Here is a 13,438-nt window from a genome sequence, read left to right as displayed (position 1 = left end):
CAGGACCCTCACGATGTTTCGCAAACCCGCCCACGCCCCTTTGATCGCCTGCTTGGTTGCCTTGGGAGCGGCCGCTCATGCCGAGCCGCCCACGGTCGAAGGCCAGGCACGCCTGCACTTGAAAGGTTTCCCTGGCTTCACGTTGGACGATGCCGACCACAGCTACGAGCGTCGCGACACGATCCAGGATGCCGACGGCCAGTCGCACGTTCGCTTCAACCGCCGCGTGAAGGGTTTGCGTGTGATCGGCGGCGACATCGTCATGCACATCGACCCGCGCGGCCAATTCCGTGGCACCACGCACAACCTGCGGTTCAACCCGAAAGCCGACACCGCCGGGCGACTGAACCCCGCCGAAGCGCGGCGTGCGGCACTGGCGGTGCACCCGGGCACCTCGGAGGGCGCGCCAAAGAAGGTGATCTATGCCCGCGGTGCCGCGCCGCGACTGGCTTATGAGGTGGAGGTGCAGGGCGCGAAGGCCGACGGCACGCCGATGGAAAAGCACGTGATCGTGGATGCCTTGACCGGCGGGGTTCTCGAAGCCTGGGACGACATCCACACCGCCTCGGCGCAAGGCACGGGCCGCAGCTTTTTCAGCGGCAACGTGACCCTGACCACCGATCTGGTGAGCGGGAGGTACTACCTGCGTGACCCGTCGCGCGGCAACACCTACACCACGAACATGGCCAACAAGACCAGCGGCTCGGGCACCGTCTTCAGCGATGCTGACAACACCTGGGGCGACAACACTTTGGCCAACACCCAGACCATCGGGGTGGATGCTCAGTACGGGACGGCCACGACCTGGGACTATTACAAGGCCGTGCACGGACGCTTGGGCATCGCCAACGACGGCAGGGGTGCTTACAACAAGGTCCACTACAACAGCAAGTACAACAACGCGTACTGGTCGGACAGCTGCTTTTGCATGACCTACGGCGACGGCGATGGCACGACCTTCAACCCCTTCGACTCGCTCGACGTGGCCGGTCACGAAATGACGCACGGCGTGATCAGCCGCACGGCCAACCTGACCTACTCGGGCGAGTCGGGTGGCCTGAACGAAGCGACCAGCGACATCTTCGGGACCCTGGTGGAGCTTTATGCCCGCAATGCCAGCGATCCGGGCGACTACCTGATTGGAGAAAAGCTCTACAAGAGCGGCGGCGGCAAGGCACTGCGCTACATGAACCAGCCCAGCAAAGACGGCTCCAGCGCAGATTGCTGGTACAGCACCTTGGGTTCGCTGGATGTTCACTACAGCTCGGGCGTCGCCAACCACTTCTTCTTCTTGTTGGCCGAAGGCACCGGCGGCAACGGTTTTGGCGCCAGCAAAACCTGCCAAGCCACCGACACCAAGACCGCCACCGGCACCGGAACCCTGACGGGCATCGGCCGCGATGTGGCCGGCAAGATCTGGTACCGCGCCTTGACGGTCTACATGACGTCGAGCACCAACTACGCCGGGGCCCGCTCGGCCACGCTCAAGGCAGCGGCCGATTTGTACGGTGCGGGTTCGGCCAACGTGAATGCCGTTGCCGCCGCCTGGAAGGCCGTGAACGTCAACTGACGCCCTACTGCTCACGGACACGGGCCCTTCGGGGCCCATGTTTTTTCCGCAGCCCGTCTCATGTCCAATGGACTCGACGCAGCGCTTTCGTGTCGCGGTCGTCCGTGCGTTGCGGCCTCAGGGCTGCTCTGGCCCGAGGCGTGTGGCCGTGGGCATGAAGTCGGCCAGATCGCGGTTTCGCCACGCGGCTTGGATGGCGGGCAGCATCACCAAGCCGCTGAGCACGACCAAGCCCAGCAGCAACGGGCCTCGTTGGGTGATGCCGGCCATCGCCAGCACGGCGCCCATGAGCAGCCACATCAGCACGATGCCCACGGACATCAGCAGGCGTTGCAATGGGCGGGCCTTCCATCCCCGCAACCACACCGCAGCGGGCAGGGCCAGCAGCCAGTACAGCGTCCAGGCCGCAGCCACCTGGCCGGCGGACTGGAGGTTGGCCACACGATCGCCCCAGGGCCACAGGGCCACGACCCCGCCCACCAGCAGCAACAGCACGCAGCCCACGCGCGCATGGGCGGCCGCGCTGTGGGCCAGCACGCGCAGGCCCAAGGCACGGCGCAGCTGCCCCCTCGGGGCCAACCACTGCCGCCAATGCAGGTCGGCGCTGAACAGGTTTTGGTAGGTCAACGTGAAGAAAAGGGCGGCCAAGAAGAGGCTGCCCACCGTTGCGGCGATCGTTTCCCAATTGGCAATGCCGAGGCTTTGGGTGAAGTCGATGGCCCCCAGGCTGGGGTAGGCAAAGCCCCCCACCCACCAGGGGGGGGTTTCGGCTTCGCCGCGCTCCCGGATGCCGCGGTAGCCGCGGCGCCACCCGTGCTGCCACTGTGCCCATTGGTGGGCCCACACCAGGGCGGGGACGACCGCACCGCGCCGGGTGCGTGCGGCCAGCAGCGGCGGAAGCCCGGCCACACCGACCAGCATCGCCAGGGCGTGCATCTGCCAGGGGCAGGCGGTCCACGCGGCCCATAACGTCTGGGGACCGATGGCCAGCGCGGCGACCCCCACCAAGGCGCCGGGTGACAAGGCGAGCCAGGGCAGCCGGCCTTGCCATGCGCCCGCCCAGGCGGCCGTGATCAGCATCAGCGCGGCGAGCAGACCGGCACCCGCCAGGGCGTTGCCGATGTGGCCCTGTGCGGCGCCCAGCAGCAAGAGCGGCAGGGCGGTGACGGCCCCGGCCACCATCAACCCATGGCCGACGGCCGTCGTCACCCGGCGTGCTGCCGACAGCGGGGCCAGGCGGCTGCTCCAGATGCGCTGCACGCGCGCCTGCCGATGCACCGCCCAGGCAGTCACGCACAAGGCGAGTGCCGCGCCCCCCACGCCCAGGGTGCTGAAGAGGCCTTGAACCAGGGTCGCGTCGTGTCGGCTGGCGGCGGCGAACATCAGGGCGAGCCCCCCCGGAAAGGCGAGGATCAGGAGCAGCAAGGGCCAGGCGGGGCCCCACACCGCCTCCAGGCCGCTGCGGGCTGGGGCCCAAAGGGAAGGGGGCTTCATGCGTGCAAAGCCTCGAACAAGTCGTCCATGGCCATGGGCTGGGCGCCGTGCAGCGCGCCGGGCCAGTGGCGCGCGTCCACCACCGCTTGCTTCGCGTTGGCGCTCCAATGCACGAGGCCGGGCGCGGGGCCAGGGTGGGTTTGCAGGGGCAGACGCACCAAGTGCTCGCTCAACTCGTCCCAGGTGCCGAACAACTGCACCCGCCCTTGCCGCAGAAACAGGACGTGGCTGACCACGCGCTCCAAATCGCTGAGCAAATGGCTGCTGATGAGCACGGTGCGTGGCGTGGCCTCAGCGGCCCGATCGGCGAACAAGGCGCGCATGAAAGCGCGGCGGCTCAGGGGGTCCAGGCTGGCCACGGGTTCGTCCATCAACAGCAGGTCGGGGTCGTGCGCCAGGGCCAGCACGACGGCCAGTTTCTGTTGGTCACCCACCGACAGCTTGTCGGCCCGTTGGCCCAGGGGCGATTCCAGGCGCAGCGCCAGCTTCAAGGCGCGCTTCATGTCGAAGTGGGCGTAGACCTGGGCCATCTCGTTGAGGTGATCGTGGCCGTTGAGCCAACCGAACAGGTCGGGCGTTTGCGCCACGTAGCCCAGGCGCTCGAGCACCGAGTCCGTCAAGGCTGTGCTGGGGCAACCCATCAACTGAGCATGACCGCTGTAAGGCACGCTCAGGCCCAGCAAGCAGCGCATCAAGCTGCTTTTGCCGGCGCCGTTGCGGCCCACCAGTCCCACCACGGCGCCGGTGGGGATGCGCACGCTGATGTCGTCCAGCAGCCAGGCGGATCCGCGGCTGAAGTCGGGATGCAGCAGGGACAGCGCGTCGGTTTCGATGGCGAAGGGCGGGTGTGGCTCGGTCATGGCGAGGGGTCGGTGGGGTGACAGGGGTGCGCCAGCAAGTGGCGGTGAAAGCTGGCCAGGGCGGCGTCGGCGGCAATGCCCAGTTGTTGGGCCTGCTGCGCCGCGGCTTCCAGCGCTGGTGCCAGCAGCGCCAGGCGGTCGTCCGAGCTGCTGGCGCGGGCAGCGCCCTCGGCCACGGCCATGCCCACGCCGCGGCGGCGCGTCAGCAGGCCTTCGGCCTCCAACAGGCTGTAGGCCTTGCTCACCGTCATCGGGTTGATGGCATGGCGGTCGGCCACGCTGCGCACGCTGGGCAACTCGTCGCCCGCCCGCAGTTGCCCGCCGGCAATGAGACGGCGCACTTGGTCGACCACCTGGCGGTAGATCGGTGTGGTGCTGCTGGGTTGGATGTCGAACATGGTGCATTAGTGTATTAATAAGATAATACACACCAAGGGACGTGTTGGGGGCAGACGCAAAAAAGCCGCTGGGCCCCGAGGGGCGCAGCGGCTGTGCCGAGGGTTGTCGGACGAACTTACTGGTCGAAGGGCAGCTTGATCTGCGACAGGTCCTTCTTGGTCTCGACCAAGACCAAGGGGCCTTCGTCCAGCACCACCATCGGCGCTCGCTCGCGCGGCACGCGCACGGGGCGGGCTTCGGCGGCGATGGCCGCTTGGGCGGCCGCGACCTTGTCGGCGTCGGAGTGCACCCACGTCAGGCCAGCGCCTTCGGCCAGCGCCTTCAGGTCGCTCAGCGGCAGTTCGAAGGTCGCTGGTGCTGGTGCGGCGGCCACCACGATGGGGTCGGCCGCCTGGGGTGGCGCCAGCGCTTCGGCGCTGGCCGAAGCCGCCGTGGCCTCGGTTGCCTCGGCGCTGGCGTCGGCACGGGCATGGATGGGCTCAGCGTCGGCTGCCGAACTGTCGGCACCCGTTTCCGCGGCGGAAGGCTCTTCGCTTCCACGGTCACGGCGCGGGCCGCGCCGGCGACGGCGGCGCCCCTCTTCCTGGCTGTGGCCCTCGGCAGGCTCGTCGGCCTCGGCGTCGACTGGCAGGGCCTCGGGCAGGTCCGATGGGCGGCTGGCTTCGCTGGCGCCGGTTTCTTCAGAGGCGGGTGAGGCTGAGCCCTCGTCGATCGGTCCCTCGGCTTCGGTGCCGTCGCCCCCGCGGCCACCGCGGCGGCGGCGGCGGCGGCGACCTTGTTTTTCTTCGGCCAAGGCATTGCTGACGGGTTCGCCGTGCAGCGGCTCGATGCGCTCGTTCGCGTCGACCGCGGCATCGCCCACGTAGGCAGGCGGCGCGTTGTGCAGGTCGGTCGGGACGGCGCTGGCGCCCATGAGCTCTTGGGCCTGAGCGGCTTGCTCGTCGCTGTGCTCGCGGCGCGGGGCGCGATCGCTTCGTTCGTTCCGCTCGCCCCGCTCGCTCCGGGAGCCGCGCTCGCCCCGCTCACGGCGGGCGCCTTGGCGATTGTCGGCCTCGGCCCCCTCGGCGCGAGCTGGTTTGTCGGCGCGCTCGGCGCGGTCGCCTCGGGCTTGGCCGTCGCGTTGGCCGTCGCGCTGCCCTTCGGGTTTGCCGTCGCGGCGGCGGCCTTCGCCGCTGCGCTCACCCCGGCGGTTGCCATCGCCCCGTTCACCGCGCTCACCGCGGCGGCCATCGCCCCGGTCACCCCGGTCGCCACGCTCGCTGCGCGGCCGGCGCTCGCCCGGCTTGCCCTCGGCCGGCTTGGCCTCGGCGGGGGCAGGAGCCGCTGGCGCAGGCGCGCTGCCGCCACCGAACAACGACTTGATCCAACCGAAGAAGCCGCCGCCCGCGGCGGGAGCTGGCGCGGCGACGGGGGCGGCCACCACGGGCGCTGGCGCCGGGGCCGGTGGGGGTGGGGCGATGGGCGCCGGCTGGTCGGGCAACACGCCCTTGATCAGGGGCTCCTGGCGCGGCTTGGCCTTCTCGCGGCGGGTGATGCCCACCTCGTCTTCCGGCTCCTCGATCATGGTGTAGCTGGCCTTGAAGGCGTCCAGACGCGGGTCGTCGTGGCGCAGGCGTTCCAGCTTGTAGTTCGGGGTTTGCAGGTGCGGGTTGGGGATCAGCAGCACGTTGACGCGCTGCTTGAGTTCGATCTTGCTGATCTCGGCGCGCTTTTCGTTCAGCAGGAAGGAGGTCACCTCCACCGGCACTTGCACGTGCACGGCGGCCGTGTTGTCCTTCATCGACTCCTCTTGCACCATGCGCAGGATTTGCAGCGCGGAGCTTTCGGTGTCGCGGATGTGGCCGGTGCCGTTGCAGCGCGGGCAGGTGATGTGGCTGCCTTCGCTCAGCGCTGGGCGCAGTCGCTGGCGGCTCAACTCCAGCAGGCCGAACTTACTGATGGACGAAAACTGCACGCGTGCGCGGTCGTGGCGCAGCGCATCGCGCAGGCGGGTCTCCACCTCGCGGCGGTTCTTGCCCTCGTCCATGTCGATGAAGTCGACGACGATCAAGCCGCCCAGGTCGCGCAAGCGGCACTGGCGGGCGATTTCGTCGGCGGCTTCCAGGTTGGTGCGGGTGGCGGTTTCCTCGATGTCGCTGCCGCGCGTGGCGCGGGCCGAGTTCACGTCCACCGAGACCAACGCTTCGGTGTGGTCGATCACGATGGCGCCGCCCGAGGGCAGGTTCACCGTGCGGCTGAAGGCCGTTTCGATCTGGTGCTCAATCTGGAAGCGGCTGAACAGCGCCGCGTCGTCGCGGTAGCGCTTCACGCGGTTGGCCGTTTCCGGCATCACGTGGGCCATGAACTGCTTGGCCTGCTCGTAGATGTCGTCGGTGTCGATCAAGATCTCGCCGATGTCCGCGTGGAAGTAGTCGCGGATGGCGCGGATGACCAGGCTGCTCTCCTGATAAATCAGGTAAGCGCCCTTGCCGCCTCGTGCCGCTTCGTCGATGGCCGTCCAGAGCTTGAGCAGGTAGTTCAGGTCCCACTGCAATTCGGGCGCGCTGCGGCCGATGCCCGCGGTGCGGGCGATCAGGCTCATGCCCTTGGGGTAGTCCAGGCTTTCGAGGTTTTCTTTGAGCTCTTCGCGGTCCTCGCCCTCGATGCGGCGGCTCACGCCACCGCCGCGCGGGTTGTTGGGCATCAGCACCACGTAGCGACCGGCCAGGCTGATGAAGGTGGTCAGGGCGGCACCCTTGTTGCCACGCTCTTCCTTTTCGACCTGCACCAACAGCTCTTGGCCGTTGTGGATGACGTCCTGGATCTTGGCGTCGCGGGCCGAAACGCCTTCCTTGAAGTACGTCTTGGCGATTTCCTTGAAGGGCAGGAAGCCGTGGCGGTCTTCGCCGTAGTCGACGAAGCAGGCTTCGAGGCTGGGCTCCACGCGGGTGACCACCGCCTTGTAGATATTGCCCTTGCGCTGTTCGCGCCCTTCGATCTCGGTTTCAAAGTCGATGAGTTTCTGGCCATCGACCACGGCCAAGCGACGCTCTTCGGGCTGCGTCGCATTGATGAGCATGCGCTTCATCGTCGGTATCTCCTATCGCTTTCAACGGGGCGCCGCCGGCCGGGAGGCCAGTGGCAAACGACGCCGTGCGGTGGAGTGAACCGAAAGGGAAAGGAATCGCCCTGGGTGCAGGGGGCTCAGCGTTGTGGGCTGGCCGGTGGCACGTTGGCACGGGCGCTCGCGAAGCAGTCCCGCCGGCCCGACGACGCGCCGCCCGGCCCGGCCCAGCGGCAACGCCCGGCCCAGCGCCGCGTCATGCGGGCGGCGTGGTCGGGGCGGCGGCTGCAAACCGTGGCGGGACGGGGTAGCGACATGGCGCACAACGGGGCGCTTGGTGGGCGCCAGGCGCGGTTGCCGCCCCGCTTGGGGGCTTCAACCACGCGCAAAAACCTTGTTCGGGGTGTCCGGTCAACCTGCAGCAACGCAGATGGCCTGACGCGGTTCATTCACACTGCAACGCCAGCGGTTCTCGCGGGCCGCGCGCACCACCTGGGGGTGCGGCCTGCCTGCCCAAACCGCCGTGGCATCACGGGGTGCCAGAAGGGTCGGCGCATAAAATCTTGAAGATCAACGACTTACGACACCAATGGCAAGCGGCATTATAGAAGGCAAACCCCAAGCGCCCAGCCGCCTGCCCTCTGGGACAAGCCCCAATGCGGTCGTGCGTCACGCCACGGTGGACGAGGGCAGCGACGGCCAGCGGCTCGACAACTTCCTGCTGCGCGAACTCAAGGGCGTGCCCAAGACCCACGTTTACCGCGTGATCCGGGCTGGCGAGGTGCGCGTCAACAAGGGCCGCGCCCAGGCCGACACCCGCCTGAATGTGGGCGACGTGGTGCGCATCCCGCCCGTGCGTTTGCCCGAGCGCGCAGCCGACAACGCCCCCGCCGCGCCGCCGCGCGAATTCCCCGTGCTGTTCGAAGACGAGCACCTACTGGTGATCGACAAGCCCGCCGGCGTGGCCGTGCACGGCGGCTCGGGCGTGAGCTTCGGCGTGATCGAGCAGCTGCGCCGCGCCCGGCCTCAGGCCAAGTTTCTGGAATTGGTGCACCGCCTGGACAAGGAAACCAGCGGCGTGCTGGTGCTGGCCAAAAAGCGGTCAGCACTCACTCACCTGCAAGACCAGTTCCGTGGGCGCTCCACCGGCAAGACCTACGCCGCCCTGGTGTGGGGCGACTGGCCCGAAAGGCTCAAGGTCATCGACGTGGCCCTGCACAAGTACCTGGACGCCGACGGCGAGCGTCGCGTGCGCCAGGTCACCACCTCGCACGACCCCGCGGCCGAGCAGGCCAAGCGCTCCATCACCCTGGTCAAAGTGGCGCAGCGCCTGGGCTGGGCCAGCCTGCTGGACGTGACCATCAAGACCGGCCGCACCCATCAGATTCGGGTGCACTTGGCCGAGGCCGGCCACCCCATCGTGGGCGACCCGAAGTACGGCGACTTCGCCAAGAACCGCGACCTGGCTCGCGGCCCCAAGCGTTTCGAGCGCATGTTCCTGCACGCGCACCGCCTGGTGTTCGCGCATCCGGTGACGGGGCCCGAGGTGGTGTGCGAGGCCCCATGGCCGGTGGAATGCCGCGCCTTGCTGACCCCGGCTCTTTAGAATGGGGTCCATGCCCAAGGCCTCGATGGACCTCACCAACCAGTTCCTCATCGCCATGCCCGGCATGGCCGACGAGGTGTTCGCCGGCGCGGTCGTCTACCTTTGCGAGCACAACGACCAAGGCGCCTTGGGCTTGGTGATCAACAAGCCCATCGACCTCGACCTGAACGGCCTGTTCGAGAAGGTGGATCTGCGCCTCAACCGCGACGACTTGCACGGCTCGCCGGTGTTCTTCGGCGGGCCGGTGCAGACCGAGCGCGGCTTTGTGTTGCACGAGAAGCTCAACGAAGAGGGCGGGCACTACAACGCCAGCCTGCCGATTCCCGGTGGCCTCGAGATGACCACCAGCCGCGACGTGCTCGAAGCGCTCAGCCACGGCGCAGGGCCGCGCAAGCTCCTGATCACGCTGGGCTACAGCGGCTGGTCGGCCGGTCAGCTGGAAGAAGAGATCGGCCGCAATGGCTGGCTGACCGTCCATGCGACGCCCGAACTCATCTTCGACACCCCGGTCGAAGAGCGCTACCAGCGCGCGCTGGCACTCTTGGGCATCGATCCCCGCATGCTCAGCCAAGAGGCGGGCCACGCTTGAAGCCTGGGGACGTGCAAGCGGCGCTGGCCTTCGACTTCGGGCTGCGCCGCGTGGGCGTGGCCACGGGCGCGCGCCTGGCCGGGGCCCGGCCGCTGACGACGCTGACCGAGCCGGGCAAGGCCGTGTTCCCGGCCATCGAACGCCTGCTGAAAGAGTGGCAGCCCGACGCCCTGGTGGTGGGTGTGCCCCGCCACCCCGATGGCGCGCCGCACGCGATGACGGCGGCGGCCACCCAGTTCGCCGCCACCCTGCGCGGCCGCTTCCACAAGCCAGTGTTCGAGGTGGACGAGCGCTACACCAGCGTGGAGGCCGAATCGATGGGCGCACGCGACGTGGACGCCACCGCGGCCGCCTTGATCCTGGACCAGTTTTACCGAGAGAGTTCGCCATGAGCGCCTTGGCCTTGGACGCCGAAACCCTGTACGCGGAGCTGCTGGCGCAGACCCGCGCCTTGTTGAGCCGCCCCGAGTGGGTGGGCGCCCAGCTGGTGGGCATCTGGAGCGGCGGCGCCTGGTTGGCCGAGCGCCTGCATCGCGACCTGGGTCGCAGCGGCAGCCCGGGTGTGATCAGCAGCCGCTTGCACCGCGACGACTTCGGGGCCCGCGGCCTGTCGGCCACGGCCGACGCGACCAAGCTGACGGAGTCGATCGACGGCGCCCCCGTGCTGCTGGTGGACGACGTGCTGTGGACCGGCCGCACCACGCGCGCCGTGATCAACGAGCTGTACGACTTCGGCCGCCCGGCCCGCGTGGGCCTGGCCGTGCTGGTGGACCGCAACGGCCGCGAGTTGCCCATCGCGGCCGACCTCGCCGCTGCCCGCATCAGCCTGGCGGCGAACCAACGCCTGCACCTGCGTCGCGAGGGCGACGCCTTCACCCTGGACGTGGAGACCGTCTGATGCTCAGCAAACGCCACCCCCAACTCAACAAGCACGGCGAGCTGATCCACCTGCTCTCCATCGAGGGCCTGCCCAAGGCGGTGCTGACGCACATCCTGGACACCGCCAGCACCTTCGTTTCCGTCAGCGACCGCGACGTGAAAAAGGTGCCCCTGCTGCGCGGCAAGTCGGTGTTCAACCTGTTCTTCGAAAACAGCACGCGCACGCGCACGACCTTCGAGATCGCCGCCAAGCGCCTGAGCGCCGACGTGCTGAACCTCGACATCGCGCGCAGCTCCACCGCCAAGGGCGAGACCTTGCTGGACACGGTGGCCAACCTGAGCGCCATGCACGCTGACATGTTCGTGGTGCGGCACAGCGAAAGCGGTGCGCCGTACTTGATCGCCCAGCACTGCGCGCCGCACGTGCACGTGGTGAACGCGGGCGACGGTCGGCACTCGCACCCGACGCAGGGCCTGCTCGACATGTACACGATCCGCCACTACAAGCGCGACTTCACGCAGCTGTCCGTGGCCATCGTGGGCGACATCGTGCACAGCCGCGTGGCCCGCTCCGACATCCATGCACTCAGCATCCTGGGCGTGCCCGACATCCGTGCCGTCGGCCCCAAGACCCTGGTGCCCGGCGACCTGCGCGAGATGGGCGTGCGCGTGTGCCACGACCTGGAAGAGGGCATCAAAGATGCGGACGTGGTGATCACCCTGCGCCTGCAAAACGAGCGCATGAGCGGGGCGCTGCTGCCCAGCTCGGGTGAGTACTTCCAGCACTACGGCTTGACCGAAGAGCGGCTGGCGCTGGCCAAGCCCGACTGCATCGTGATGCACCCCGGCCCGATCAACCGCGGTGTGGAAATCGACTCCCGCGTGGCCGACGGCGCGCACAGCGTGATCCTGCCGCAGGTCAGCTTCGGCATCGCGGTGCGCATGGCGGTGATGGCCATCCTGGCAGGGAACGAAGCATGAGCAACCTTCTGATTCAAAGCGCGCGCTTGGTCGATCCGGCCACCGGTCTCGACCGAGTGGGAGACCTGGCGGTGGCCGACGGCCGCATCGTGGGCGTGGGCGCTGCACCGGCGGGATTCGCTGCCACCGACACGATCAACGCCCAGGGCGCGGTGCTGGCCCCGGGCCTGGTGGATTTGCACGCCCGCTTGCGCGCCAGCGGTGCCTCGCTGGAAGGTGGCATCGAAACCGAGTTGCGCGCCGCTGCGGCCGGGGGCGTCACCACCTTGGTGTGCCCGCCTGACACCGACCCGGTGCTGGACGAACCCGGCCTGGTGGACATGCTGCACTGGCGCTGCGAGCGCGCCGCGCTGGCGCACGTGCTGCCCCTGGGCGCGTTGACGCGGGGCTTGGGCGGCGAGATCCTGGCCGAGATGGGCGCGCTGGTGGAAGCCGGCTGCCTGGGCCTGTCGCAGGCCGAACAGCCCATCCGCAACACGGCGGTGCTGTGGCGCGCGCTGCAGTACGCGGCCAGCTTCGGCCACACGGTGTGGCTGCGCCCCAAGGACTCGTTCCTGGGCGGCGGCGTGGCCGGCAGCGGGCCTTTGGCCACGCGCCTGGGTCTTGCCGGCGTGCCGGCCATGGCCGAGACGATCGCCATGCACACGGTGTTTGAGTTGATGCGCGCCACGGGCGCCCGCGTGCACCTGCAGCGCTTGTCCAGCGCGGCCGGCGTGGCCTTGCTGCGCGCTGCCAAGGCCGAGGGCTTGGCCGTCACGGCCGACGTGTCGGTGCACTCCCTGCACCTCACCGACGTGGACATCGGTCACTTCGACAGCGCCGCCCGCTTGGAGCCGCCCCTGCGCCAAGCCCGCGATCGCGACGCGCTGCGCGTCGCCTTGGCCGATGGCACGATCGACGCGCTGGTGAGCGACCACGCGCCCATCGACGACGATGCCAAGGTGCTGCCCTTTGCCGAAGCGGCCCCCGGGGCCACCGCCGTGGAACTGCTGCTGGGCTTGGCCTTGCATTGGGGCGAGCAGAGCGGCCTGGGCTTGCCCCAGGCCCTGGCGCCGGTCACCCAGCGCGCCGCTCAGGTGGCCGGGCGCCAGGCCCGCTTGATCGAAGGCGCCGCCGCCGACCTCGTGCTGTTCGACCCCGCACAGCGCTGGGCGGTGACGCCCGAGGCGCTGGTCAGTCGCGGCAAGAGCACGCCCTTTGCGTTCGGACGCAGCGGCCTGGAGTTGCCCGGCCGTGTGCTCGGCACCTGGGTGGCCGGTCGGCGCGTGCACGGGTGAGCTCGCTGCGCGCCGTTTGGCGCCTGCTGCGCGTGCTGCTGCATGTGCTGCACGGCCTGCTGGTGCTGGCCCTGCTGTTCCCGCGCCGCGATGCGGTGCAGCGGCAGGGCTTCATCCAGCGCTGGAGCGCGGGCCTGCTGCGGGCCCTGGGCTTGGCCTTGACGGTGCACCAACGCGGTCCGGTGCCGCGTGCCGCCTTGATCGTGGCCAACCATGTGAGCTGGCTGGACATCGCCGTGGTGCACGCCGCGTTGCCGCAGGCCCGCTTCGTCTCCAAGGCCGACGTGCGCGCTTGGCCGCTCATCGGTTGGATGGTGGCCGCGGCAGGCACCTTGTTCATCGAGCGCGAGCGCAAGCGCGATGCGCTGAGGGTGGTGCACCACTGCGCCGAAGCGCTCAAGGCGGGCGACACCGTGGCCCTCTTCCCCGAGGGCACCACGGGCACCGGCCCGGCGCTGTTGCCCTTCCACGCGAACCTGCTGCAGGCGGCTGTCAGCGTGGACGCCCCGCTGTTGCCCTTGGCCTTGCGCTTCCATGCGCCGGGCGAGCGCTTCGCGCAGGCGGCTTGCTACGTGGGGGAGACGACGCTGCTGCAGTCGATTTGGCGCATCGCCAGCGCACGCGGGCTGGCGGCCGAGCTGACGATCTTGCCGGCGATCGACACCCAGGCCCTGGAGCGACGGGTGCTGGCCGACTTGGCGCGCGAGCGCATCCAAGCGGCCTTGCAAGACCCCTGTTGA

The 13,438-nt window shown here is 69.1% G+C and carries 11 protein-coding genes and 1 pseudogene; 8 read left to right on the top strand and 4 right to left on the bottom strand.

Annotation, left to right across the window (positions count from 1 at the left end; all coding sequences use genetic code 11):
• The first annotated feature begins 13 nt into the window (after window positions 1-13).
• A complete protein-coding gene (locus O9335_RS05415; RefSeq protein ID WP_298384690.1) occupies window positions 14-1,570 on the top strand; it encodes a M4 family metallopeptidase in 1,557 nt (518 codons plus the stop codon).
• A gap of 117 nt (window positions 1,571-1,687) precedes the next feature.
• Here the strand turns inward: O9335_RS05415 and O9335_RS05410 are convergent, their stop codons facing one another.
• The 4 genes from O9335_RS05410 to O9335_RS05395 all read right to left on the bottom strand — a co-directional run bounded on the left by O9335_RS05410 (window position 1,688) and on the right by O9335_RS05395 (window position 7,390).
• Window positions 1,688-3,064, bottom strand: coding sequence for a hypothetical protein (locus O9335_RS05410; RefSeq protein WP_298384688.1), 1,377 nt, complete (start codon window positions 3,062-3,064; stop codon window positions 1,688-1,690).
• Window positions 3,061-3,924 carry an ABC transporter ATP-binding protein gene (locus O9335_RS05405; RefSeq protein ID WP_298384685.1) on the bottom strand — a complete coding sequence of 288 codons (864 nt, stop codon included), beginning with the start codon at window positions 3,922-3,924 and terminating at the stop codon, window positions 3,061-3,063. Before O9335_RS05405 ends, O9335_RS05410 begins: the two co-directional genes overlap by 4 nt.
• Window positions 3,921-4,322, bottom strand: coding sequence for a GntR family transcriptional regulator (locus O9335_RS05400; protein ID WP_298384682.1), 402 nt, complete (start codon window positions 4,320-4,322; stop codon window positions 3,921-3,923). The genes O9335_RS05405 and O9335_RS05400 overlap by 4 nt, the downstream gene beginning before the upstream one ends.
• A gap of 116 nt (window positions 4,323-4,438) precedes the next feature.
• The gene (locus tag O9335_RS05395; protein ID WP_298384679.1) at window positions 4,439-7,390 is read right to left on the bottom strand and encodes an Rne/Rng family ribonuclease; all 2,952 of its coding nucleotides are present in this window, start codon (window positions 7,388-7,390) and stop codon (window positions 4,439-4,441) included.
• Between the two features lie 640 nt (window positions 7,391-8,030).
• Here O9335_RS05395 and O9335_RS05390 point away from each other — a divergent pair.
• The 7 genes and pseudogenes from O9335_RS05390 to O9335_RS05360 all read left to right on the top strand — a co-directional run bounded on the left by O9335_RS05390 (window position 8,031) and on the right by O9335_RS05360 (window position 13,438).
• A complete protein-coding gene (locus O9335_RS05390) occupies window positions 8,031-8,972 on the top strand; it encodes an RluA family pseudouridine synthase (protein WP_298384676.1) in 942 nt (313 codons plus the stop codon).
• Between the two features lies 1 nt (window position 8,973).
• Entirely contained in the window at window positions 8,974-9,561 is a 588-nt protein-coding gene (locus O9335_RS05385; protein WP_298384673.1) for a YqgE/AlgH family protein, read from the top strand.
• Window positions 9,558-9,953 (top strand): Holliday junction resolvase RuvX, encoded by a 396-nt coding sequence (gene ruvX, locus O9335_RS05380; RefSeq protein WP_298384669.1) that lies wholly within the window; start codon window positions 9,558-9,560, stop codon window positions 9,951-9,953. The genes O9335_RS05385 and ruvX overlap by 4 nt, the downstream gene beginning before the upstream one ends.
• A complete protein-coding gene (gene pyrR, locus O9335_RS05375) occupies window positions 9,950-10,459 on the top strand; it encodes a bifunctional pyr operon transcriptional regulator/uracil phosphoribosyltransferase PyrR (RefSeq protein WP_127681809.1) in 510 nt (169 codons plus the stop codon). The genes ruvX and pyrR overlap by 4 nt, the downstream gene beginning before the upstream one ends.
• Before the next feature lie 8 nt (window positions 10,460-10,467).
• Window positions 10,468-11,421 (top strand): annotated as a pseudogene (locus tag O9335_RS05370) (aspartate carbamoyltransferase catalytic subunit); the annotation flags it as partial.
• Window positions 11,418-12,698 carry a dihydroorotase gene (locus O9335_RS05365; protein ID WP_298384660.1) on the top strand — a complete coding sequence of 427 codons (1,281 nt, stop codon included), beginning with the start codon at window positions 11,418-11,420 and terminating at the stop codon, window positions 12,696-12,698. The pseudogene O9335_RS05370 and the gene O9335_RS05365, both read left to right, overlap by 4 nt.
• Window positions 12,695-13,438, top strand: a complete 744-nt coding sequence (locus O9335_RS05360) for a 1-acyl-sn-glycerol-3-phosphate acyltransferase (RefSeq protein WP_298384657.1) — start codon at window positions 12,695-12,697, stop codon at window positions 13,436-13,438. The genes O9335_RS05365 and O9335_RS05360 overlap by 4 nt, the downstream gene beginning before the upstream one ends.

This window comes from Inhella sp. (assembly GCF_027532025.1).
Lineage (GTDB): Bacteria > Pseudomonadota > Gammaproteobacteria > Burkholderiales > Burkholderiaceae_C > Inhella.
Note: the sequence above shows the minus strand (reverse complement) of the source record. Positions and strands in the feature narration are given on the sequence as shown.